At 73.9% G+C, this 21145-nt stretch carries 22 protein-coding genes and 1 pseudogene; 14 read left to right on the top strand and 9 right to left on the bottom strand.

Annotated features, from left to right (window positions below; all coding sequences use genetic code 11):
- Positions 1 to 26: 26 nt before the first annotated feature.
- Positions 27 to 230, top strand: coding sequence for an MbtH family protein (locus QWJ13_RS31325; protein ID WP_316528801.1), 204 nt, complete (start codon positions 27 to 29; stop codon positions 228 to 230).
- A 49-nt stretch (positions 231 to 279) separates the two neighbouring features.
- On the top strand, positions 280 to 792 hold the full coding sequence (locus QWJ13_RS31320) for a GNAT family N-acetyltransferase (protein ID WP_316528800.1): 513 nt from the start codon (positions 280 to 282) through the stop codon (positions 790 to 792).
- A gap of 59 nt (positions 793 to 851) precedes the next feature.
- On the opposite strand, the gene QWJ13_RS31315 is transcribed toward QWJ13_RS31320, so the two are convergent.
- Positions 852 to 2171, bottom strand: a complete 1320-nt coding sequence (locus QWJ13_RS31315) for a cryptochrome/photolyase family protein (RefSeq protein ID WP_316528799.1) — start codon at positions 2169 to 2171, stop codon at positions 852 to 854.
- Positions 2172 to 2266: 95 nt separating this feature from the next.
- Between QWJ13_RS31315 and QWJ13_RS31310 the strand changes: the two are divergent.
- Positions 2267 to 2383, top strand: a pseudogene (locus QWJ13_RS31310) (aldo/keto reductase); the annotation flags it as partial.
- 18 nt (positions 2384 to 2401) lie between these two features.
- On the opposite strand, the gene QWJ13_RS31305 reads toward QWJ13_RS31310, so the two are convergent.
- From QWJ13_RS31305 to QWJ13_RS31295, 3 genes are all read right to left on the bottom strand, one after another.
- Entirely contained in the window at positions 2402 to 2611 is a 210-nt protein-coding gene (locus QWJ13_RS31305; RefSeq protein ID WP_316528797.1) for a hypothetical protein, read from the bottom strand.
- A gap of 120 nt (positions 2612 to 2731) precedes the next feature.
- The gene (locus tag QWJ13_RS31300) at positions 2732 to 2977 is read right to left on the bottom strand and encodes a hypothetical protein (RefSeq protein ID WP_316528795.1); all 246 of its coding nucleotides are present in this window, start codon (positions 2975 to 2977) and stop codon (positions 2732 to 2734) included.
- Positions 2978 to 3114: 137 nt separating this feature from the next.
- A complete protein-coding gene (locus QWJ13_RS31295) occupies positions 3115 to 3777 on the bottom strand; it encodes a DedA family protein (protein WP_316528794.1) in 663 nt (220 codons plus the stop codon).
- Between the two features lie 166 nt (positions 3778 to 3943).
- Here QWJ13_RS31295 and QWJ13_RS31290 point away from each other — a divergent pair, with 166 nt between their 5' ends.
- Positions 3944 to 5164 (top strand): GNAT family N-acetyltransferase, encoded by a 1221-nt coding sequence (locus QWJ13_RS31290; protein WP_316528793.1) that lies wholly within the window; start codon positions 3944 to 3946, stop codon positions 5162 to 5164.
- 272 nt (positions 5165 to 5436) lie between these two features.
- Here QWJ13_RS31290 and QWJ13_RS31285 read toward each other — a convergent pair whose 3' ends face one another.
- Positions 5437 to 6747: a COG1470 family protein gene (locus QWJ13_RS31285; RefSeq protein ID WP_316528791.1), complete on the bottom strand. Its 1311-nt coding sequence runs from the start codon at positions 6745 to 6747 to the stop codon at positions 5437 to 5439.
- 161 nt (positions 6748 to 6908) lie between these two features.
- Here QWJ13_RS31285 and QWJ13_RS31280 point away from each other — a divergent pair, with 161 nt between their 5' ends.
- On the top strand, positions 6909 to 7628 hold the full coding sequence (locus tag QWJ13_RS31280) for a helix-turn-helix transcriptional regulator (protein WP_316528789.1): 720 nt from the start codon (positions 6909 to 6911) through the stop codon (positions 7626 to 7628).
- Between the two features lie 54 nt (positions 7629 to 7682).
- Here the strand turns inward: QWJ13_RS31280 and QWJ13_RS31275 are convergent, their stop codons facing one another.
- From QWJ13_RS31275 to QWJ13_RS31260, 4 genes are all read right to left on the bottom strand, one after another.
- Positions 7683 to 7904 (bottom strand): DUF397 domain-containing protein, encoded by a 222-nt coding sequence (locus QWJ13_RS31275; protein ID WP_316528787.1) that lies wholly within the window; start codon positions 7902 to 7904, stop codon positions 7683 to 7685.
- 74 nt (positions 7905 to 7978) lie between these two features.
- The gene (locus QWJ13_RS31270; protein WP_316528785.1) at positions 7979 to 8245 is read right to left on the bottom strand and encodes a hypothetical protein; all 267 of its coding nucleotides are present in this window, start codon (positions 8243 to 8245) and stop codon (positions 7979 to 7981) included.
- Positions 8246 to 8277: 32 nt separating this feature from the next.
- Entirely contained in the window at positions 8278 to 8601 is a 324-nt protein-coding gene (locus tag QWJ13_RS31265) for a hypothetical protein (protein ID WP_316528783.1), read from the bottom strand.
- 291 nt (positions 8602 to 8892) lie between these two features.
- The gene (locus QWJ13_RS31260) at positions 8893 to 9228 is read right to left on the bottom strand and encodes a hypothetical protein (protein ID WP_316528781.1); all 336 of its coding nucleotides are present in this window, start codon (positions 9226 to 9228) and stop codon (positions 8893 to 8895) included.
- A gap of 206 nt (positions 9229 to 9434) precedes the next feature.
- Between QWJ13_RS31260 and QWJ13_RS31255 the strand changes: the two genes are divergently transcribed.
- The 9 genes from QWJ13_RS31255 (at position 9435) to QWJ13_RS31215 (ending at position 19637) form a co-directional block, all read left to right on the top strand.
- Positions 9435 to 9911, top strand: coding sequence for an SMI1/KNR4 family protein (locus QWJ13_RS31255; RefSeq protein WP_316528779.1), 477 nt, complete (start codon positions 9435 to 9437; stop codon positions 9909 to 9911).
- A gap of 33 nt (positions 9912 to 9944) precedes the next feature.
- Positions 9945 to 10577 (top strand): AAA family ATPase, encoded by a 633-nt coding sequence (locus QWJ13_RS31250; RefSeq protein WP_316528777.1) that lies wholly within the window; start codon positions 9945 to 9947, stop codon positions 10575 to 10577.
- A 139-nt stretch (positions 10578 to 10716) separates the two neighbouring features.
- The gene (locus tag QWJ13_RS31245; RefSeq protein WP_316528775.1) at positions 10717 to 13968 is read left to right on the top strand and encodes a hypothetical protein; all 3252 of its coding nucleotides are present in this window, start codon (positions 10717 to 10719) and stop codon (positions 13966 to 13968) included.
- Positions 13969 to 14002: 34 nt separating this feature from the next.
- The gene (locus QWJ13_RS31240; protein ID WP_316528772.1) at positions 14003 to 14710 is read left to right on the top strand and encodes a Pvc16 family protein; all 708 of its coding nucleotides are present in this window, start codon (positions 14003 to 14005) and stop codon (positions 14708 to 14710) included.
- Positions 14707 to 16785 carry an ATP-binding protein gene (locus QWJ13_RS31235; RefSeq protein ID WP_316528770.1) on the top strand — a complete coding sequence of 693 codons (2079 nt, stop codon included), beginning with the start codon at positions 14707 to 14709 and terminating at the stop codon, positions 16783 to 16785. The genes QWJ13_RS31240 and QWJ13_RS31235 overlap by 4 nt, the downstream gene beginning before the upstream one ends.
- A gap of 156 nt (positions 16786 to 16941) precedes the next feature.
- A complete protein-coding gene (locus QWJ13_RS31230) occupies positions 16942 to 18489 on the top strand; it encodes a phage tail sheath family protein (protein WP_316528769.1) in 1548 nt (515 codons plus the stop codon).
- Positions 18490 to 18568: 79 nt separating this feature from the next.
- The gene (locus QWJ13_RS31225) at positions 18569 to 19009 is read left to right on the top strand and encodes a phage tail protein (RefSeq protein ID WP_316528768.1); all 441 of its coding nucleotides are present in this window, start codon (positions 18569 to 18571) and stop codon (positions 19007 to 19009) included.
- Positions 19006 to 19482 (top strand): hypothetical protein, encoded by a 477-nt coding sequence (locus tag QWJ13_RS31220; protein WP_316528765.1) that lies wholly within the window; start codon positions 19006 to 19008, stop codon positions 19480 to 19482. Before QWJ13_RS31225 ends, QWJ13_RS31220 begins: the two co-directional genes overlap by 4 nt.
- Entirely contained in the window at positions 19479 to 19637 is a 159-nt protein-coding gene (locus QWJ13_RS31215; protein WP_181970396.1) for a DUF6760 family protein, read from the top strand. The genes QWJ13_RS31220 and QWJ13_RS31215 overlap by 4 nt, the downstream gene beginning before the upstream one ends.
- Positions 19638 to 21145 lie beyond the last annotated feature (1508 nt).

Genomic DNA, 21145 nt, shown 5'->3' with positions numbered 1-21145 from the left:
TCCATCCACCACGAAGGAGCCCGACCATGGACGAGAACACCCGCTACCAGGTGCTGCGCAACGACGAGGAGCAGTACTCCCTCTGGCCCGCCGACCTCGACGTACCGGCCGGCTGGCAGCCCGTCGGCACCGAGGGCACCGAGGCCGAATGCACCGCGTACGTCGACGAGGTGTGGACCGACATGCGCCCGAAGAGCCTGCGCGAGCGCATGGAGAACGCCGGAGCCTGACCGGCTCCGGGCGGAGTCGCCGTACCACCACGAACCCGAGGAGAGCACCATGACCCCTCCGCTGCGCACCGAACACCTGGAGTTCATCCCCTACCGGCCCGAGGACGAGGACGCCTTCGTCTCCCTGCTCCGCGACGCGGAGGTGTGCCGCTGGATGGGCCAGGACCTGGTGCCGGAGCCGGACATCCGCACCCTGTTCCGCGCGATCCTGAGCGACGTCTACCCGCAGAACCTCTTCGACGTCTGGGGCCTGTGGGTCGACGGCAGGTACGCGGGCCACGCCGAGGTCAAGCCCACCGGCAACGTCGACGGCCACGAGCTGATCACCGCGCTGGCCCCCGAGTTCTGGGGCCGGGGCCTGGGCGGCGAGGTGGTGCGCGGCCTGATCCGCTACGCGGGGGACGAGTTGGGGCTCAAGGAGGTCTACGGCATGGTCGGGGCGGAGAACACCCCGAGCCTGGCCATGTGCCGCCGCCTGGGCTTCCGCCACCTGCGCGACGTCCCCGGCGAGGACGGCTCGGTGACGAAGCTCATGGCCGTCTCCACCACCGACCGGCCCTGACGGACGCGGCCCCGCTGCGGGGCCGGCCAGCGCTCAACCAGCGGGCCCCGCAGCCGCGTTCACTCCAACCCCCGCGCCCGGCGGAACCGGTCGGCGAGCGCGTCCGGGGCGATCAGCGGCGGCGGGTAGTCGGCGCCCGCCGGCCAGGGCCGGTGCGCGGACCGGCCGGGGAGCCCGGCGAGTTCGGGCACCCAGCGGCGCACGTACGCCCCGTCCGGGTCGTAACGGTCGGCCTGGCGCAGCGGGTTGAGCACCCGGTTGGGGCGGGTGTCGGTGCCGGTGCCCGCGACCCACTGCCAGTTGAGCTGGTTGTTCGCCACGTCGCCGTCGACCAGCAGCGACAGGAAGTGGGCGGCCCCGATCCGCCAGTCCAGGTACAGGCTCTTGGCGAGGAAGCCGGCGGTCAGCAGCCGGGCCCGGTTGTGCATCCAGCCCTCCTCGGCGAGCTGGCGCATTCCGGCGTCCACGATCGGGTACCCGGTGCGGCCCTGCCGCCAGGCTTCGGCCTCGCGCTCGTCCCGGTGCCAGAGGTCGCCCCTGGGCCGGTAGTCGCGGCGCGCGGCGTCCGGGCGGGCGGCGAGCACCTGGTGGTGGAAGTCGCGCCAGGCGAGCTGCCGCACGAACGCCTGCGCGCCCTCGCCGCCCTGGCGCAGGGCGCGCTCGACCAGCTCGGTGGGGGAGAGGCAGCCGAAGTGCAGGTACGGGGAGAGCCGGGAGGTCGCGTCGGCGGCGAGGTCGTCGTGCGCCGCGGCGTACCCGTCGACGTCCCAGCGCCGCCACCGCCGCCTTCCGGCGCTCTCGCCGCCGGGCGGCAGCGCGGGCGACAGCGGTCCGACGGGGGCCGGGCGCTCGCCGCCGAGGCCGCCCGGCGTGTCGATCGCCCGGGGAGCGCCCAGCACCGTACGGCGGGGAGCCTGCTGCCAGGCGCGGAAGTACGGCGTGAAGACGGCGTAGTGGTCCCGCCCGGCCGGGGTGATCCGGCCCGCCGGCACCACCGTGACCGAGGCGTCGTGGACGTGCAGACGGTCGCCGAACAGCGCGCGCAGCCGTGCCTCCCGCCGCTGCGCGAAGCCGCTGACGCCCGCGGCCAGGTGCACGGTGGTGGCGCCGGCCTCGGCGGCGACCCGGGCCGTCTGTTCGGCGGGCTCGCCGCGGCGCACGGTCAGCCGGGAGCCGATCCGGCGCAGCGAGGCGTCCAGGTCGGCGAGGCAGTCGGCCAGAAAGGCCTGCCGGTTGGGTGCGGCGAACCCGGCGTCGGCGACGGCGGGGTCGAGCACGAAGAGCGGCACGACCTGGTCGGCCGCGGCCCGCGCGGCGTGCAGCACGGGGTTGTCGTGCAGCCGCAGGTCCTGGGTGAACAGGGCGATCGATACGGTCACGGGCGGGGCCTCCCAGGTGGTGCCGTCGGGTGCTCGGGCACTCCTACCGCATGCCCGGGGCTGTCGGCGAGGTGGATTGGTCCGAACGGGCGTGAGAGGCTCGCTCCAACGCGGCCGCCGCCGAGCTGCCGCCGCTGCCGCAGGCCACGCTGGACGCCGTCCGCGAGCTGTACGACCGGCGGATCCGCCCGCAGGCGCACGACCGCTGGTGACGGTCGGCGCCGAGGCGGTCAGGATGCCCGGCGGTGTGGCGGCGGGCCGTCCTCCCGGGGCTCGCGCCGGGCTTCGCGGCGAGTCGCCTTCGGCGGCCGGCGGCGGACCAACAGGTGGCTGCCCCAGGCGAACGCGCAGATCAGTACGGCGGCCAGGGCCAGGGCGGGCACCGCGACGGCGAGCAGGGAAGGGCCGTCGGCCGACGGCGAGAACGGTTGCGTGGTCAAGGTCTTCTCCTCTCCTGTCCCACGGCGGTCCCGGCCCGGCCCCCGAGGGGGAGCGCCGGGGCCGCCGCATGGCGCCCGCCTACCCCGACCGCCCGGAGGCATGCGCGAGCGGGGTCCCGGTCAGGGGGCCGCGGTATCCGCCGCCGGCGGCTCCGGTCCCTTGTGGGCCTCCGCCTTCCGCCGGACGTCGGCCGGGGTCGGAGAGGTGATCGCCCGCTCCTCGGCGGACCGCTCCCGGGCCCCGACCTGCCCCGCGGCCTTGGACCGGACGTCGTGCGGGGTCGGGGAGGTGATCGTCCGCTCCTCGGCGGACCGCTCCTGCGTCGCCTGGTCCGGCTGTGTTCCGTGCTCGTCGGGTGTGGTCATGGCTCGTTCCCCTTTCCGGGTGCTGGGCTTCAGCGGATGGGTCACCGGGCGGCTGCCCCGAATGCCGGTCGTCAACCGGACGGACGAGGCCGAGCGGCGCGAAAGCGCCCGCCGTCAGGGCTCCCGCCCCGTCCCCGTCAGGGCTCCTCGTCCCCGTCCCCCTCCGAGGCGCGAGCCTTCGACCTGCGTCGACGCAGGTGCCAGACGACCAGCGCGACGAGGACGAGCGCGGCGATCAGCAGCGCCAGGGCGCGGCCGACGGTGCTCTCGACCCGGGTGTACGCGGCGCCGGCGAAGTAGCCGAGCAGGGTGAACCCGATGCCCCAGAGGATGCCGCCGAGCGCGTTGTACAGCAGGAAGCGCCGGTACGGCATGCGGGAGATCCCGGCCAGGGTGGGCACCATGGCGCGGAAGAAGGCGATGAAGCGGCCGAAGAAGACGGCGGCCGGCCCACGCCGGCGGATCAGGTCCTGGGCCTGGTCGACCCGGTTCGCGTGGCGCCGCATCGGGCGGGAGTCGAGGATCCTCGGGCCGAGCCACCGGCCGATCTCGTAGCCGGCGGTGTCGCCCAGGACGGCCGCGCAGACCACGAACAGGACGATCCAGCCGATGGAGATCCTGCCCTGGTGGGCGAGGAAGCCGCCGAAGACGGCGGCGGTCTCGCCGGGCAGGAAGAAGCTGAAGAAGAGGGCGTCCTCGGCGAACACCAGGCCCGCGACCACCGCGTACCCGACCGGGCCGGACAGGCCGCGCAGCCAGTCGGTGATCGTGAGCATCAGCCACCCGTCCGGGACCGCCATCCCCCTCCGACTCAATGTAGTGCTTCCGGTCCTCGCCGACCCGGCGGCGAAGGGGGCCTACTCCACTTGACCGGGTAAATCGTTTGACCCGGCAACGCCGTACCGGTGCACTGCGGTGGGCGCCACACGGGGTGGGGCCGGCGATACGGGGAGGCAGCAGCACCACATGGAGATCCGTTCCACGACCGACCAGGACCTCGGCACCTTCATCGACATCTTCCACGCCGCGCTGGGCCACTTCCCGGACACCCCGGACGCGGACGGCGGCGGGGTCTGGTGGGCCGCCACCGAGCCGGACCGCGGCCTGCTCGCCGTGACGGCCGACGGGCGGCCCGTCGGCACCGCCGGTGCCCACACCTTCGAGCTCACCCTGCCCGGACAGGCCGTCCTCCCGGTCTCCGGGGTGACAGCGGTCGGCGTCCTGGCCACCCACCGCCGCCAGGGCGTGCTCACCGCGATGATGCGGCGCCAGCTGGCCGACCTGCGGGCCCGGGGGGAGTTCCTCTCCGTGCTGCTCGCCTCCGAGGCCGGGATCTACGGCAGGTTCGGCTACGGCCCGGCGACGTACACCGAGCGGCTGACGGTGCGGCGCCACCGGGCCGCCTTCGCCGCCCCGCGTGCCGAGGGGGCAGCAGACACCCGGGCGGGCGGCTCGGTCGAGCTGCTGCGACGGGCCGAGTGCGGCGCGATCCTGGAGGAGATCTACGACCGGTACCGCCGCACCCAGCCCGGCGCGCTGTCCCGGCCGCACCGCTGGTGGGAGCTGGGCGCGGGTCAGGTCCCGATCGCCCGTACGCCGCGCTACGTCGCCGTCCACCGGGACGCCGACGGCACCCCGGACGGGTACGCGAGCTACTGGAAGGACGGCGACACCCTGAGGGTGGACGAGACCGTCGCCGTCGACGACGCCGGGTACGCCGCCCTGGCCCGCTACGCCATCGGCCACGACCTGGTCGACGAGGTCGTCTTCCGGCACTGCTCGCCGGACCACCCGCTGCGCTGGCAGCTCGCCGACCTCCGCGCCGCCGACTTGGGTGGCGAGTCGGACTGGCTCTGGGTGCGGCTGCTGGACGTCCCGCGCGCGCTGACCTCGCGCGGCTGGTTCGTGGACGGCGAGCTGGTCCTGGACGTCGACGACCCCTTCCTCGGCGAACGCCGGCGCCACCTGCTGACCGTCCGGGACGGGAAGGCGGAGTGCGTCCCGACGGACCGCGAGCCCGACCTCTCCCTGGACATACGGGACCTGGGCTCGGTCTACCTCGGCGGCACCGCCCCGAGCGCCCTCGTCCGGGCCGGGCACATCCGGGCCCACCGTCCGGGCGCGGCCGTCCTCGCCGACGCCCTGTTCCGCGCCGAGCGCGCGCCGCACTGCCTGCACTGGTTCTGATTCGGCAGCCGTTCGGAACGCTCCGACGCCGGCCTCGCCTTCCATGGGCGGGGCCGGCGTTCGTCTTCATGCTCTGGGAGACACCCCACCGTCCGTAAGGGGCGGGCCGATTGCCCGCAGGGACCGGGCCGGTTGCCCCCGGAGGACAGACCGTGGGGTGGTGCGGGCGAGTCGGCTTTGTTCGGACGGGTGTGCACTGCAACAGTGTCGAACGAGTGTTGGCATGGTCACGAGAAGTGAGAGGAGTGCATCCCGCGCGCGTCCGCGCCAGGTCAGTTCCCCGGCCGGATGTCGCTCAACGTCCCGCTGATGTTGAGGAGTTCGTGGCACGTGTCCGCCTGCTTGCCCGAGGCCGGGGTGCCCGGCGCCTCGCAGGTCACGTTCGCCGTCACGGCCTGGTCCTCGGGGACCTGGAGGGGAGTCACCCAGTGGTAGTCCTGGTTGCGGAAGGTCTCCAAGGCGATGGTGGTGATCGTCTTGTTCCCGGCCGTGATGGTCACCAGCCCCTGGTCCCCCTGGAAGTTGGCGACCACCAGGTCGGTGATGTCGAAGACCTTGCCGTGCGGCACCTGGTAACTTCCCGTTGCCGCAGAGGCGTTCGCGGTCTGCACGTCGATCGTGGCGGAGCTCTGCTGCCCCGTCCCCGGCGCCGCCAGACCACCCGGCCCCGGGCCGCCCTGACTGCCGGGCCCGGCAGTCGGCTTCCCGCTGCCCGGCTTGCCCTGCCCGCCCGGGGTGCTCCCGTTGACGGGGGCGCCCGGCGAATCGCCGGTGGGCGTGCTCGGAGTGGCGCTCTGCCGGGCGACGGCCTGCACGGCGGCCTGCTTCGCCGAGCTGCGCACCGCCGGGCGGACCAGGGCGAACCAGGCCAGCAGCAGTGCGATCAGCAGGGCCAGGAGCGCGAGCAGCCACCGGGGGAAGATCGGCAGCTGGACGAACTCGCCCTCCAGGGTGGTTCGCTGGGTCTCGCCCTCCGTTCGCTGCTCCGGGCCCACCGCGACCTCGAACGGCCAATTCGCCGGCTTGCCGAACCAGATCAGCTTGCGGGTGCGCGCCTGCACCCGCACCTCCCCGGACTCGCCGGGCTCCAGCCGCAGCTTCTCCGGTGTGACCCCGAACCGCAGCTCCTCGCCCGCCTGTCCGGGCGTGAACGTCACACCCGTGGGGGCGTTCCCGAGGTTGCGCACCGAAGCCCGGTAGCGTCCGCGCAGCCAGCCCCGGCGACGGCGCGGCGCCAGCGCGGCCCGCAGCTCGGCGAACGGCGTCACGGTGACGGTGGTCTCCGGAACCGCCACCAGATCGGGGTGCTCGACCGGCAACACCCGTATCCCGAGCGGGAATTCACCGGCCCGGGTGTCGGGGGAACGCGGCGGAGCCAGCCGGACCGTCACCGTCTCGGACGTCCCCGGGTAGAGCGAGACCCGGGCCGGCTCGACCGTCGTCCACCCGGCGCAGTCGCCGACCACCTCGAAGGTGTAGGCCTCGACGATGTCGAGATCGTTGCGCACCGTCAGCGTCGTGGTGGCCACGCCACCGGGCGCCACCGTCAGTGCGGGCAGGGCGAGTTCGGCGGATGTGGTCATAGCGTGACGGTAAGACCGTCCGGCCTCCGGAGGAGAGGGCCGTACGGGCAGGCTGGGGGCACCATCCCTTGCCCGTGTGACCCTCTCCCCCAATCCCCGGTCGATGCTGCTCCAGTGGTCGGCCCTCACCCTCGCAGGCACCTGATGAACGGAGTAGTTCGATGACGTCGACCGATGCAACCCCTGAGGAAGCCGTCGCCACCCTCCGGTCCGGCAGCGTCGCCAGGCCCCGCGTCCCCGAGCAACTGCGCGGCCGGCGGGCCCAGGTGCGGGTGGCGGTGTACGCGGAAGACCTCATCCTCCAGACCGGCGTGGTCCAACAGCTGCGCCAGCGGCCCGAGGTGGAACTGCTCAGCGAGGGCGAGGCCGGCCGGGCCGAGGTCTCCCTGCTGGTGGTCGACGCCCTGACCGAGACCGTCACCGAGCACCTGCGCCGCCTGCGGTTGGCGACGTCCGGCCGGATAGGCCTGGTCGTGGGGCACTTCGAGGCCGGTGGGCTCCAGACCATAGTGGAGTGCGGAGTCGCTGCGGTGCTGCGGAGGTCGGAGGCCGACCAGGACCGGCTGGTGCACCTGATCACCGCGCTGGCGAAGGGGGAGGGGGTGATGCCTGGGGACCTGCTGGGGGAGCTGTTGGACCGGATCGGCATGCTCCAGCGGACGATGCTGGACGGGAGGGGCCTGACCCTCTCGACCCTGACGGCCCGGGAGGCGGAGATGCTGCGGCTGGTAGCGGAGGGCCTCGACACCAGCGAGATCGCGACCAAGACGTCGTACTCCGAGCGCACGGTGAAGAACGTGCTGCACGAGATCATCACCCGCCTGGGCTTGCGGAACCGGGCCCACGCCGTGGGCTACGCCATGCGGCGCGGCCTGATCTAGTCGGAGGAAGGAAACGGTGCCTCGCCCGATCCGGGCGAGGCACCGCTTGGATGCTCAGAGGAGTCCGAAGTCGAATTCCCCGGCTGCGACGGCGTCGGTGAAGGCCGAGTGGGCCGCCCGGTCAAAGGTGAGGGCGGGTCCGGAAGGGTCCTTCGAGTCGCGGATGTACGAGACCGGCTCACCCATCGCGAACTCGACGCCGTTCGTGGACTCGTTGCTGTGCGATGACTTGCGCCAGGTCGCGGCGGTGGTGGCCTCGTTCGGAACGAACATCATGCGAGCTTGTCTCTCTGTTCGATGATCAGGCCATGCGCAACTGGCTGCGCCAAGGAACCGCTTGGAGCGGGTGCCTAGTACTCCAGTGCCACTTCGCGATCTACGTGCTTGAGGGGACGGAAAGCCGCCGCCGGTAGTGGCTGCGACGTGCCGAAGCTTGGTGGCTTCTTCGCCAGTTCGACCAGCAGGGCGAGGCGGGGTTTGGTCGTGAAGACGATGTCGTCGGGCACTCCGGCCACCGCATCGCTCGGGTTCTTGGACACAATCCGGCCGGCGGTCCACCACATCGGGGCAATCGCGAGGCCGGGATCATCGGCGACCACCGCTTCCCAGTCCGCCATGCTGATGTCCTGGCTTTCTTCGCCGCTTACAGCTACCCGACCCTCTCGCATTCGATGCCGAATAGCCTGGCTCCCACGTAGCCCCCTCTGTCGCAGAAGTAGGTGCCCTGGGGGCCCTGCATCATGAACGACCCTTCAGGGTTCGTACGGGGCGTGCAACCGTCGCCCGCGATCGAGTCGTCGGGCAGAGACGTGAGGCTCTGACACCGATAGACCTGCTGGTTGATCATCGGAGCCGCCGGGGCGGCTGTCGAGGCGTGGCCGGCCGCGCGGGGAGTGTGGGCCAGGGCCTGCGGCGAGGCGAAGGCCGCCGCCAGCGCCGCCATGCTGAGCACGAGTGTCATGCGGAATTTCATGGTGCCTCCACAAGGAGAGAGGGGCTGTCACTGACACCATCGACCACGCATCAGGGGTGTGCGAGCCAAACCCCCCCTTCTGAGGCACTCGGAGTACGACGGATCCGCTGTCGCCACCCCTTCGGCCGGCGCGGATACCTCCGCGCCGGTGAAGTCCAGCGCGGCCACTGCCAACGACGAAGCCCCCGCGAACCCGGTGCCCGGATCACGAAACCGCGCCCGTAGGCAGGGCAGCGCGGGCACGCGTGAGAAGTCGGCCCGGCCGACTTCTCACGCAACAGGCCGGACGTCTCACGGGGGAGGCACGTGACCAGGCGGGAGCTCCCCCGGCTCGGGAAACCAGAGTTCTCCGCCCGGAAGGTTCTGCCGCGCCTCGATGTAGTGCTGGATACCAGGTTCGAGCTGCTGCCCCGGAACGAGATCGGCGATCTTCGGCAGGACGCTGTCCGGCACGGCGTACACGTTGTACATCCATACATCGTCGCCATGGTCGAAGCAGTCGCGGACCCGATCAATGTCCTCGCGGCTCAGCGTGGCGATCTCGACCCGCTCGAAGTCGCCGTGCCAGACCACCAGATCCCATGCGGCATTCATGCCGTCGCCGAACGGATACGGCCCCCTGATCACTGCTGGCCCCTTCTGCTCGAGTCGCCTCAACCTACCCCGCCCCATCGGCGCACCGGGGTGCCGTCCTGTCGGTCCCCGGCGGCAGGATGCGACCACTCACCGTCCGAACACCACAGCAAGGGACAGACCATGTCGGCAACAGCGCTGGACAGGTTGAGGGAGCAACTCGGCGAGCCAGAGCAGTGGGACCGGGCGCGGCCGGAGTTGTGGCTGGCGTCGGAGAGGCCTACCTGGGACTGGCCCTGCCCACCGACTACAAGGCGTTCCTGGACCTCTTCGGGCCCGGCGCCGTGGACGGATACGTGTGGCTGGACCGACCGATGGACGGCAGCCACGAGGAGGCTGAGCGGCTCTGGGGCCAGGGGCAGCAGGGAGCGAACGACCCCGAACACCACCCATGGCCCTTCCACCCCGAGAAGGGCGGCCTGATCACCTGGGGGTGCGACGAGCAGGGCAACACGTACTACTTCCTGGCCCTGGAACCGGACCCGGACGAGTGGCGCATCATCGTCCGCAGCGAGAGCGGAGAGTGGTTCGAGACTGCCGGCACGTTCACCGACTTCCTGCTGCGGTGCTTCGAGCGGGTCGACCGCCCGCCCTTCATCGACCCCCGATGGCCCGGGAAGAACGCCCGCTACCACCGGAGTTCGGCGGGAAGCCCGTCCGGAGTGGAAGCAGGCTGACCTCCGGCGGGACCCACGCCGTAGGGTCGGGGCATGCTCCTGTGGATCAACGGCCCGTTCGGCGCGGGCAAGACGCAGACCGCGCACGAGATCCGGCGCCGCCTGCCCGGCAGTGTCGTCTGCGACCCCGAGGACGTCGGCTTCGGCCTGCACCGGATGATGCCGCCGCGGCTGCGCGGGGACTTCCAGGACCTGCCCGCCTGGCGGCAAGGGGTCTTCGAGGTGCTGGACCACGTCCTCACCCATCACCATGGCGTGGTGATCGCGCCGATGACGGTCGTGGAGCCGGTGTATTTCCGCGAGACCGTCGGCCGGCTGCGCGAACGCGGCCATGACGTCCGCCACTTCGCGTTGCTGGCCGAGCGCGGGACCGTTCTGCGGCGGCTGCGTGAGCGCGGGTTCGGGCACGTCGTGCAGTTCGTGGCGGGGGTGGATGCCGCGCTGCGGGGGGAGAGCTTCGCCGTGTCGAAGCTCGATCTCTGCCTGGAGCGTCTGCGCGAGGAGGAGTTCGGCCAGCAGGTGTGGACCGATCGGCTGACCGTCCCGCAGGTCGCCGACCACATCGCCGCCGCCTCCGGGCTGACTCTCGCCCCGAACACCGAGAGCGCGCTCCAGGGGCACCTCCGCCGCGCCTGGACCGGGGTCAAGCACATCCGCCTCGGCTGACAGCGGCGTGGGCGGGCCGCCTGCCCTTCGGGGACACCGATCGCTTCCCCCGCCGAGGGTGCCCCGGCTCTGCCGCCACGGGTTCGAACACGGGGACACTGCCGGGGAGACCCGCCCCCCGTAACCTGTGAGGTCGAGCGTGATCGGCGCCCCCGGCACTCCCCGCTCCTTCCGGCGGCCGACCCGGGCCGTCCTCGCGGTCCTGCTCGCGCTCGCCACGGCCCTGGCGACCCTGGGCTCCGCCGCCCCGGAAGAGCGGGGCGTCACCGTGGTCGACCCGGCGGCCGGGCGGATCGTCTTCGCCGGGACCGACCACCGCGGCCTCGGCCGGGTGACGGGTACGGCGGCCAGTGCCCCGCTGTTCGGGCCCGGCCCGATCCACTTCGACCGGGACCCTTCGGCCCGGGGCGACGAACTGGTCTTCACCAGCCTGCGGGACGGGCCGCTGCCCCAGGTGTACCTGCGCGACGCGGCCGGCGCCGTGCACCGGCTCACCACCGGCATGGACACCGCCCACCCGGCGCTCGCCCCGGACGGCAAAGGTGTCGTCTTCGAGGCGCTGGAACCCGCCGCCGGCGGCGTCTCCCGGCACGTCCTGTGGGCCGTGGACCGGGACGGCGGCGGCCTGCGCCGGATCACCGACGGCGCGGCCGACGAGACCCACCCGAGCGTCTCGCCCGACGGACGGTGGATCGCGTACTCCTGCGACGGCGAACCCGGCCACCGCCAGGTCTACCTGCGGCCGTTCGCCGGCGGCGCTCCCGTCAAGGTCACCAATGTGACCAGCGGGGACGCCGTCGACCCGACCTGGAACCCGGTCGGCGACGACGCCCACCGCAACCAGATCGTCTACACCTGGGACCAGGGCGACCAGGGCCGGACGCTGATGCTCACCTCGCCCACCGGTGGCGACAAGGCTTTCTTCCCCGGCACCGGCTCCACCTGGAAGACCGGCTCGGCGGCCTGGCTGGCCGACGGCAGCGGGGTGCTCTTCCTCAGCGCCGACCTGCTCACCCCCGCGTCGCCGGCCCGGCAGCCCGACCCGGACCCGCCGCCGGTGGTGAACCTCTACCGCGCCCCCACCTGCGACTGCAACCCGCCCGAACTCCTGTACAGCGCCCCCAGGCTGATCGCCACCCCGACCTGGCTGGGCACCCAGCAGGGGGGTGGCCCGGTGGTCGAGCAGACCAGTGCCGCCGCCGCCAACGTCGCCGACCTGGAGGACGTCCGTCCCGACGGCGGCGACCCGCGCGACCTGGGCATCAGTGTGCTCACCGAGGATCCGGCCGCCGACGGCAACACCAGCACCGACCCGGCCGCCGACCCGCTGTTCCACCCCAGCCCCGGCTACGACCCCTGGTACGAGCGGCAGGCCTACACGCCCGACGGTCGGCAGATCGTGGTGACCCGCTACGAGGACGGGCCCGCCGGGCGGATCCAACGGATCTGGCTGGTCGACGCCGACGGCGCGAACCCGCACCCGATGAACCTCGCCGGGCGCGGCCCCACCGACCGGGACACCGACCCGTCCCTCTCCCCGGACGGCAGGCTGATGGCGTTCAGCCGCAGCACCCCGGCCACCGGCCAGGAGCCGGCCCGGCCCGGGCGGGTGCTGATCGCCGAGGTGGCCACCGGGAAGACCGTCGGCACCCTCACGCCGCCGCCCGGCCAACCGGACGCCTCCGACGGCCAGCCCTTCTGGTCCCCGGACGGCAAGCTGATCGCCTTCTCCCGCACCGCTGTGGTCGACGGCAACGCCGGCAACCTGCACGTCTGGACGGTGCCCGCCGACGACCTCACCCGGCAGACCGACCTGAGCCGTACGGCCTGTCCGGGCAACTGCGCCGTCATCGACGACAGCCCGGCGTTCGCCCCCGACGGCCGCCGCATCGCTTTCAACCGCAAGGCCGGCGACGGCGGCAACAACCGGCGCGACGGCGTGGTCGTCACCACCCCGACCGGCGCCGACTGCACGGTGGTCCTGCCCGCCGGGCTCGGCCAGGGCGCCTGCACCCGGCCGCTGCCCGAGGCCACCGCCGACGGCCCCTTCCAACCCCGCGACGTCGCCTGGACGGCCGACAGCGCCCAGCTGGTGCTCACCTCCCGCCGGGCCGCGCCGCCGAACTCGCCGGAGGGCCTCGGCCGGTACGACTTCGCGACCGGCACGCTCACCCCGATCGACCACCGGCTGCCGGGCCGCCAGAAGGAACCGGCCGTCCAGCAGGCCGTCGACCTGGCGCTCAGCGTGCCCGAGCGCACCCCGGCCGTCCCCGTCGACGGCGGCACGGAGGTGACGGTCACCGTCACCGACAAGGGCCCGGGGCCTTCGCCCGGCACCGTCCTCACCGTCTCGGTGTCGACCGGCGCGCGGCTCGGCAAGCTGACCACCCCGACCGGATCGTGCGACGCCGCGGCGCTGCGCTGCGAACTCGGCACCCTGGCCCCGCGCCAGGTGGTCCGGATCACCGCGACCCTGATCGGCACCCAGCCGGGCAACCAGGAGTTCGGCTGGAGCGTCACCGGCGCGGTGGTCGACCCCTACCCCGAGGACGACTCCGCCCGGACCTTCCTGCCGGTCCTGGCACCGCCGAGCCCCTCACCGACCGCCACGCCGTCGCCAACCGTCACGCCGTCACCGGCCCCCTCACCCTCGCCGACCGCTTCACCGACCGCCACGCCCACGCCCCCACCCACCCCGGCGCCGCCGTCCCCGCCCCCGCCCCCGGTCCCCGCCCCGCCACCGCCGCAGGCCGGCCCCGGCGTCGCCGTCGACGCCCAGCCCGCCCCCGGCTACGTCGGCGGCCACGTCACCGTCAGCTACACGGTGCGCAACAGCGGCCAGGCCCTCGCGACCGGCCTGCGCCTGACCCTCGGCCTGCCCGCCGGGGTGCCCACCGAGGCCCTGCCCCCCGGCTGCCGGAGCGGCGGCTGCGCACTCGCCGACCTGGCCCCGGGCCGCAGCCAGGTGCTCCGGGTGGTGCTCTCACCCGTGGCGGCCCTGGACACCACCATCACCGCGGAACTGACCACCACCGGCACCGACGCCACGCCGGGACCGCACCGCGCGAGCACCCCGCTGCGCATCCTCCAGCCCCGCATCGTCGCGGTGCCACCGATCGGCAAGCCCGGCTTCGTGACCTCGGTCCGCGGCGTGGACTTCCCGCCCGGCGCCCCCGTCCGGTTCACCTGGCAGCCCGGCATCACCGCCGCGGCCGCCCCCACCCACCCGAAGGCCGACGGCACCTTCGCCGGCCAGCTGCTCATCCTCCCCAAGGACGAGACGGGCCCGCGCACCATCACCGCCGAAGGCCCCGGCTTCTCCCCGGTGACCTGCCCCTTCCTGGTGGTGGAGGGCAGCATCGGCCCGCCGGGGGAGGTGGAGCGGCGGTGACGCGCGAATCCGTCGCGCCCAAGGCGGCACGCCCGTGATCCATGAAGTGGACGAGGCACTACGGCGGTTGCTCGCCGAGACCGGCCTGCCCGAGCGCGGCATCGACGTGGTCTTCGACGCGCCCACCCGCGACTTCGCCGCCCGCCGCAACGCGCCCACGGTCAGCGTCTTCCTCTACGGGCTGCGCGAGGACCCCGACCGCCGCCAGGCCGGCACCCTCGCGGAGCACGACCCGGACGGCCTGGTGACCGGCCACCGGCCCGCGCCCCGCTGGTTCGAGCTGGCCTACCTGGTCACCGCCTGGACCAACCGGCCGCAGGACGAACACCGGCTGCTGGCCGAGGTGCTGCAGTGCCTGACGGCCACGGACGCGCTGCCCGCCCGGCTGCTCACCGGCACCCTCGCCGAGCTCGGACTGACCGTCGGGCTGGACATCGCCGGGCGCGACACCGGCCTGCCCTCGGTGTCCGACGTCTGGTCCTCGCTCGGTGGGGAGCTGCGCCCCTCCGTCGACCTCCGGGTGCTCGCCCCGCTGCCCGGCGAGCGCAGCCCGGCCGGACCGCCCGTCACCGAAGGGCTGGTGCTACACGCAAGTGAAGGCTTGCCTGTCGACGGACCGGGCCGCCGGCTGCGCTACCAGGGCGCCTCCGACCCCGGCCCGGACGGCTTCGCCGCGCCTCGGGAGCGCGGGCTGCCGCCGGGCCGCCGACCGCGCGGCAGCGCGCCCGGCAGGGCCCGATGAGCGGCGACCCCGACCACCTGTGGGAGCGGCTGCACCGGGTCGAACAGCGGGTCCGCGCCGCGGTGCGCGAGCGCCGGGCCGAGGATCCGGACCCGGACGACCCGTACCGGGGCCAGTACCTCGGCCCGGAGGCGGTGGACCGCATCCTGGCGGCCTCCGCGACGGTGCGCCGGAGCGCCCCGGCCCCCGACGACGCCCCCGACGACGCCCCCGTGCCGCCGCCCGGCTCCCGACTCGGACGGCTCGGCGCCGCCTTCGGGCTGCTCCCGGTGGACCTCGATCTGCTGCTGGTGGCCCTCGCCCCCGACCTCGACGCCCGCTTCGAGCAGCTCTACGGCTACCTCAACGACGACCTGACCCGCCGCCGGGCGACCATCGGCCTGGCCCTGGAGCTGTGCGCCCTGCCCGGCGCGGCGGCCGGCCGCTTCCGCTTCTCCGCCCGGGCCCCGCTGATCGCCGGGGGCCTGCTGGAGGTCACCGAGCCGGACCGCCCACTGCTCTCCCGCACCCTGCGCGTCCCGGACCGGGTGACGGCCCATCTGCTCGGCGACGACGACCCGGACGCCGCACTCGCCGGGCTCGCCCACCGCGCCGAGCCCGAACCCGTGCGCCGGTCCGAGGCATTCGTCGAGCGGCTGCGCGCCCTGGCCGCCGACGGCGCACTGGTGCACCTGCTGGACCGGGCCGGCCACGCCCGCCCGCTGGCCGTGGCCGCCCTCGCCGCCGACGGCCCGCCGTCGCTGGTGGTCGACGCCACCGAGCTCGCCGCCCGCCCGGCCGAGGCCACCGTCCGGGCACTCGCCCGGGAGGCGCGGCTGGGCGGCGGCGGTGTGGTGCTCGGACCGCTGGACCGGCTCGAACCCGAACGACCCGAGCGGGCAGCGCTGTTGCGCGAGCTGTGCGCGGAACTCGCCGGCGTCCCGCTGCTCGTGCACGGCCCGCAGGTCTGGGACCCGGCCTGGTCGGCCCGGAGCCCGGTGGTGGTCACCGTCCCGCCGCCGGACGCCCGCGAACGCGCCGAGCAGTGGTCCCGCGCGCTGGCCGAGGAGTTGGCCGAGGACCTGGCCGAGGAACCGGACGAGGAGCTGACCCAAGCCCTCGCCGCCTACCGGCTGGACGGGGAGCAACTGGCGCGCGCCGCCTCGGTGGCGGCCCGGACGGCGGCCGCCGAGCACCGCCCGGTCCGCGCCGAGGACCTGCGCACCGCCGTCCGGGCGCAGAACGCCGCCGGGCTGGCCCGCCTGGCCCGCCGGATCGAGCCCGCCGTCGGCTGGTCCGACCTGGTGCTGCCCGCCCCCACCGCCGGCCGGCTGCGCGAACTCGTGCTGCGGGCCCGCCACCGCGACCAGGTGCTCGGCCGCTGGCGGATGCGCCCGGGCGGCGGCCGGGGGACCGGGGTGATCGCCCTGTTCGCCGGGGAGTCGGGCACCGGCAAGACCATGTCCGCCGAGGTGGTCGCCGCCGAACTCGGCATGGAGCTCTACGTGGTGGACCTCTCCACCGTGGTGGACAAGTACATCGGCGAGACCGAGAAGAACCTGGAACGCATCTTCACCGAGGCCGCCCAGGTGAACGGCGTCCTGCTGTTCGACGAGGCGGACGCGCTGTTCGGCAAGCGCTCCGAGGTCAAGGACGCCCGCGACCGGCACGCCAACGTGGAGACGGCCTACCTGCTCCAGCGGATGGAGTCCTTCGACGGGATCGCCGTGCTGACGTCCAACCTGCGGGCCAACCTGGACGAGGCGTTCACCCGGCGGCTGGACGTCGTCGCGGAGTTCCCGCTGCCGGACGAGGCACAGCGGCGCCTGCTGTGGGACCGCTGCCTGGGCCCGCTGGTGCCCCGCGGCGACGACCTCGACCTGGACTTCTGCGCCCGGCACTTCGAGCTCACCGGCGGCTCCATCCGAGCCTGCGCCGTCTCCGCCGCCTACCTGGCCGCCGGGTCGGGCACCCCGCTGGGCATGGCGCAGCTGGTCTCCGCGGTGGTCGGCGAGTACCGCAAGCTCGGCCGGCTGGTGCTGGCGAGCGAGTTCGGGCCGTGGCTGGGCGTCCTCGGGGACGCCGGGCACGGCTGACCCCTTCTCCCCGGAGGTCCTCACGGGGTGTCCGCCGGGGGCAGCGCTTGCTGCCCCCGGTCCGGGACCGGGAGGCATGTTCCCGGGCGGTGCCCGGGCAGCAGACTCGGGGGCGAATGATCGGCGAGAACCGATGGACCACCCGAAGGAGCGCGTATGCCGTCGTACCTCACCCCGGGCGTGTACGTGGAGGAGGTCCAGTCCGGTGCCCGGCCGATCGAGGGGGTCGGCACGGCCGTCGCCGCGTTCGTCGGGTCCGCCGGGACCGGCCCGTTCCACGAGCCCACCCTGGTGACCAACTGGGACCAGTACGTCCAGCGGTTCGGCGGCTTCACCGAGGGCACCTACCTGGCGCACGCGGTGTACGGCTTCTTCGCCAACGGCGGCGGCTCCGCCTACGTCGTACGGGTCGGCGACCAGGTCCGGCGGGCCGCTTCCCCCGCCCCGCCCGCCGTCACCGCGGCCCCGCCCGTCGAGATCGCCGGCTTCCTCTTCTCGGCCCTGCCCGGCGCGGGCGGCGAGGTGTCCGTCGAGGTCGCCGACCCGGAGGGGGAGAACGTCCCCGAGGACCGGTTCCGGCTGCTGGTGCGCCGGGGCGGCGAGGTCGCGGAGAGCTACGACGTCTCGACCCGCAGGAGCACCAAGGGCTACGTCGTCACCCAGCTGCGGGAGTCGAAGCTGGTCGCCGTCACCGAACAGCCCGGCACCGCGCCGAGCCGCCCCGAGCGCCGCACCCACGTCCTGCCCGCCGCACCCGCGCCCGCCGCCGCCCCGGCCGGACGGCCCGACCCCGCCGCGTACGTCGGCGAGTACGTCGGTGACGCCGCCGCCCGCACCGGCCTCGGTGGCCTGGAGGCGATCGACGAGATCACCATGGTCGCGGTGCCCGACCTGATGAGCGCCTACCAGCGCGGCGACCTCGACGACGAGGGCCTGCGCACCGTGCAGCTCGCCGTGATGTCGCACTGCGAGCAGATGGGCGACCGGATCGCCGTACTGGACCCGCCGCCCGGCCTCGACGCCCAGCGGATGCGCACCTGGCGCAACGACGAGGCGGGCTTCGACTCCCGCTACGCCGCGCTCTACTACCCGTGGATCAAGGTGTTCGACCCGGCCGGCGGCCGCAACCTCCTGGTCCCGCCGAGCGGTCACATCGCCGGGGTGTGGGCGCGCAGCGACGCCGAGCGCGGAGTGCACAAGGCGCCCGCCAACGAGGTCATCCGCGGGGCGGTGGACCTGGAGCTGCGCCTCAGCAAGGGCGAACAGGACCTGCTGAACCCGATCGGCGTCAACTGCGTACGGGCCTTCCCCGGGCGCGGCATCCGGATCTGGGGCGCCCGCACCCTCTCCTCCGACCCCGCGTGGCGCTACCTGAACGTGCGCCGGCTCTTCAACTACCTGGAGGAGTCCATCCTCCTGGGGACCCAGTGGGTGGTCTTCGAACCCAACGACGACCGGCTGTGGTCCAGCATCCGCCGGAACATCACCGCGTTCCTCACCGAGGAGTGGCGGCGCGGCGCGCTGTTCGGCCGGACCGCGGCCGAGGCCTTCTACGTCAAGTGCGACCGCGACAACAACCCGCCGGAGTCCATCGACCTCGGCCAGGTGGTCTGCGAGATCGGGGTCGCCCCGGTGAAGCCGGCGGAGTTCGTGGTGTTCCGGCTGTCGCAGTTCTCCGACAGCACGAGCCTCGTCGACGAGTGACCGCCGGATGACCGCCGTACGGTCGGGCACCACCGGGCACCACCCCTCGCACCCGCGCATCGGAAGGTGAAGCACACCCATGGCTGAAGGCGATCCGCTCTCCACACACATATTCGGCGTCCAACTCGGCGGCTACAACGTCGAGTCCGTCAAGGAGATCAGCAACCTGACGGTCGAACAGGACGTCGTCGAGTACAAGCAGGTGACCCAAGAGGGCAAACTGATCGTCCGCAAGCAGCCCGGCGCCCGGCTGCCCGGTGAGGTGACCATCACCCGCGGCCTCGACAAGAGCGGCGCGTTCACGGAATGGATCAAGGAGACCCTCAACAACGGGGCGATCAACACCGCGCGGCAGAACCTCACCATCGAGGTCAAGGACACCACCGGCGCCACCCTGCGGCGCATCCAGCTGATCAACGCCTGGGCAAGCCGCTGGGAGGGCCCGACGCTCAGCGCGGGCGAATCCAGCGCCGCCACCGAGACCGTGACCATCGTCTTCGAAGAGATCAGCGTCGAATGAGGCGGAAGATCGCGCTGGAGGAACTGCTGGAACGGGCCCCGGCCACTGCCGCGCAGAACACCGCGCCGCAGCAGCCGGCCTCCGCGCCCGCCCGGGCGCGGGCGCCGCACACCGAGTTCGAGTTCGAGCTGCCGCTCGGCTACCTCGACGACGAGGGCACCGTCCACCGGCACGGCACCATGCGCCTGGCCACCGCCCGGGACGAACTGATGCCGCAGATCGACCTGCGGGTCAAGGAGAACCCGGCGTACCTGAGCGTGGTGCTGCTCAGCCATGTGATCACCCGGCTGGGGGACCTCAGCGACGTGCACGCCGGGGTCGTCGAGCGGATGTACGCCACCGACGTGGCGTTCCTCCAGGACCTCTACCAGCGGATCAACAGCGAAGGCCACACGCGCGCCGCGGTGACCTGCCCGCACTGCGACGGCGCCTTCGAGGTCGACCTCGCCGGTGGGCGCCTGGGGGAATCGTGACGTACGCGCCTGCTCGGCTGTACGAGGAGATCGCGTACATCGCCTACCACTTCCACTGGCAGCGGGAGGACATCCTCGACCTGACCCACCGCGAACGCGGGCAGTGGGTGCGGGAGATCGCTCGGCTCAACACCCGTATCAGCGAAGGCGGGTGAGCGGGGTGGGGGTGTGGGGACGGCTCGGGCGGCGGCGGGGTGGCGGGGCTGCCGATGATGGTTCCGACGCTGCTTCCGACCGGCCGCCGGGCGGGGACGGGGGCTGGCGTGCCGTCGCGCCGCTGGTCCCGACCCTGGCCGGGCCGGCACGCGGCGTCAGCGACGGTCTGAGGTTCCGGTCCCGGCTCGCCGCCTGGCAGGACCCGTCGCTGTGCGGCCCACTCGGCCACGCGGTGCTCCCGACCGCGCCGGTCGGCGTGCTGCGGGCGGTGGCGCGGCCCGGCTACCCGGCTGCCGTGCTCGGGGGCGGGGACGAGCTTGTCGTGGCGGTCGCGCCGGGGGAGGGGTCGACGGAACCTCCCCTGGAGGATGGGGCGTTGGGGTCGGTCCGGCAGGTCCGGCAGGTCCAGCGGTCCGTGCGACTGCGGCGGCTCCCGGTTCGGTCGGGGCCGCGCCCGGCGCGCGCGGGTGGAGACGGGGATAAATCCGTTGCGGTGAGCGGCAGTTCGCCGAATCCCGCGACCTCCGAGGGGGCCGCCGTGCCCGCGGGCCGGTACGACGACCGCCCGGTGCGCCCGCGTTCCGTCGGTGCCCCACTGGTCGTGGCCCGGCGGCCCCGGTCGCTGCCCGTGCGCCCGGTGGCGGTGGTCCCGGGGGCGGTTGGGGCGTCGGGCGCGGTCGCCGAGCCGCCGCCGGTGGTGGCGACGGAAGGACCGGTCGGCGCAGTGGTCCGCCCGGTCCTCGGTGCGCCGCTGACCGCGTTGCCCGCCAGTGCCACGCCCGTGGCCGTCGACAGCTCTCCTGGCCCCGCCGCCGCCTCAGGTGCGCCGGCCATGCCCGTCGTTCCCGCCGAGGCCGGGACTGGCGTTGCCGAGAACGTCCGGCCGACGACAGGTGGAGGCCGGGACGCCGGCGCCTCGGCCCGAGGCGCCCGTACAGCTGGGCCTGCCGAACCGGCTCCCGGGCGTGGGCCCTTGGGTGAGGCGCCCGGCCGGCGCACGCCCTCCTCGCCGCCCCCTGCCCGCACGCGTGCAGGTCTGGGTGCGCCGCTCGACGCGCTGCCGCCGACGGCAACCGCGGCGGGCGGCACCGCTCCGCTGCTCGGCGGGCGCGGGCCCATCCGGCGGATCGCGGCCCCGGCGACGGGCGAAGCCGCGTCTGCCGGCGTCTCGTCAGTGGCCGATGAGGGGCTGCCCGTGCCGCGCGCCGCCCGACAGCCCGGCGGTGAAGGGCGATCGGCGGCCGCGATCGCCCCGGCTCTCGATGGTCGCAGCGCGCTCCCGAACGCCGAACGCGGCAGTCGGGCGCCGGCCGTGGTGTCCGCCGCCCCGCGGCCGGTCACCCCCAGCGGCCGGACCCGACCGGCCGGTGCCCCGCCCGGAGGTGACGGTGGCGAGCCGGGGGCTCCCGTGATAGTCCCCACGCGTCCGGCCTCCGGGGGCTTGGGCGTGCAACGAGCCATCCAACTCGGAGGTCAGCGGCGTGGGTTGCTCGGCGAGCGCCGGATG

Origin of the sequence: Kitasatospora brasiliensis, from assembly GCF_032654805.1 — a bacterium.
Lineage (GTDB): Bacteria > Actinomycetota > Actinomycetes > Streptomycetales > Streptomycetaceae > Kitasatospora > Kitasatospora brasiliensis.
Note: the sequence above shows the minus strand (reverse complement) of the source record. Positions and strands in the feature narration are given on the sequence as shown.

Bases quoted from the DNA above. Each gene is read 5' to 3' on its own strand.
- QWJ13_RS31325 (WP_316528801.1), top strand. From the start codon at position 27: ATGGACGAGAACACCCGCTACCAGGTGCTGCGCAACGACGAGGAGCAG.
- QWJ13_RS31320 (WP_316528800.1), top strand. From the start codon at position 280: ATGACCCCTCCGCTGCGCACCGAACACCTGGAGTTCATCCCCTACCGG.
- QWJ13_RS31300 (WP_316528795.1), bottom strand. From the start codon at position 2,977: ATGACCACACCCGACGAGCACGGAACACAGCCGGACCAGGCGACGCAG.
- QWJ13_RS31295 (WP_316528794.1), bottom strand. From the start codon at position 3,777: ATGGCGGTCCCGGACGGGTGGCTGATGCTCACGATCACCGACTGGCTG.
- QWJ13_RS31290 (WP_316528793.1), top strand. From the start codon at position 3,944: ATGGAGATCCGTTCCACGACCGACCAGGACCTCGGCACCTTCATCGAC.
- QWJ13_RS31285 (WP_316528791.1), bottom strand. From the start codon at position 6,747: ATGACCACATCCGCCGAACTCGCCCTGCCCGCACTGACGGTGGCGCCC.
- QWJ13_RS31280 (WP_316528789.1), top strand. From the start codon at position 6,909: ATGACGTCGACCGATGCAACCCCTGAGGAAGCCGTCGCCACCCTCCGG.
- QWJ13_RS31275 (WP_316528787.1), bottom strand. From the start codon at position 7,904: ATGATGTTCGTTCCGAACGAGGCCACCACCGCCGCGACCTGGCGCAAG.
- QWJ13_RS31270 (WP_316528785.1), bottom strand. From the start codon at position 8,245: ATGGCGGACTGGGAAGCGGTGGTCGCCGATGATCCCGGCCTCGCGATT.
- QWJ13_RS31265 (WP_316528783.1), bottom strand. From the start codon at position 8,601: ATGAAATTCCGCATGACACTCGTGCTCAGCATGGCGGCGCTGGCGGCG.
- QWJ13_RS31250 (WP_316528777.1), top strand. From the start codon at position 9,945: ATGCTCCTGTGGATCAACGGCCCGTTCGGCGCGGGCAAGACGCAGACC.
- QWJ13_RS31235 (WP_316528770.1), top strand. From the start codon at position 14,707: ATGAGCGGCGACCCCGACCACCTGTGGGAGCGGCTGCACCGGGTCGAA.
- QWJ13_RS31230 (WP_316528769.1), top strand. From the start codon at position 16,942: ATGCCGTCGTACCTCACCCCGGGCGTGTACGTGGAGGAGGTCCAGTCC.
- QWJ13_RS31225 (WP_316528768.1), top strand. From the start codon at position 18,569: ATGGCTGAAGGCGATCCGCTCTCCACACACATATTCGGCGTCCAACTC.
- QWJ13_RS31220 (WP_316528765.1), top strand. From the start codon at position 19,006: ATGAGGCGGAAGATCGCGCTGGAGGAACTGCTGGAACGGGCCCCGGCC.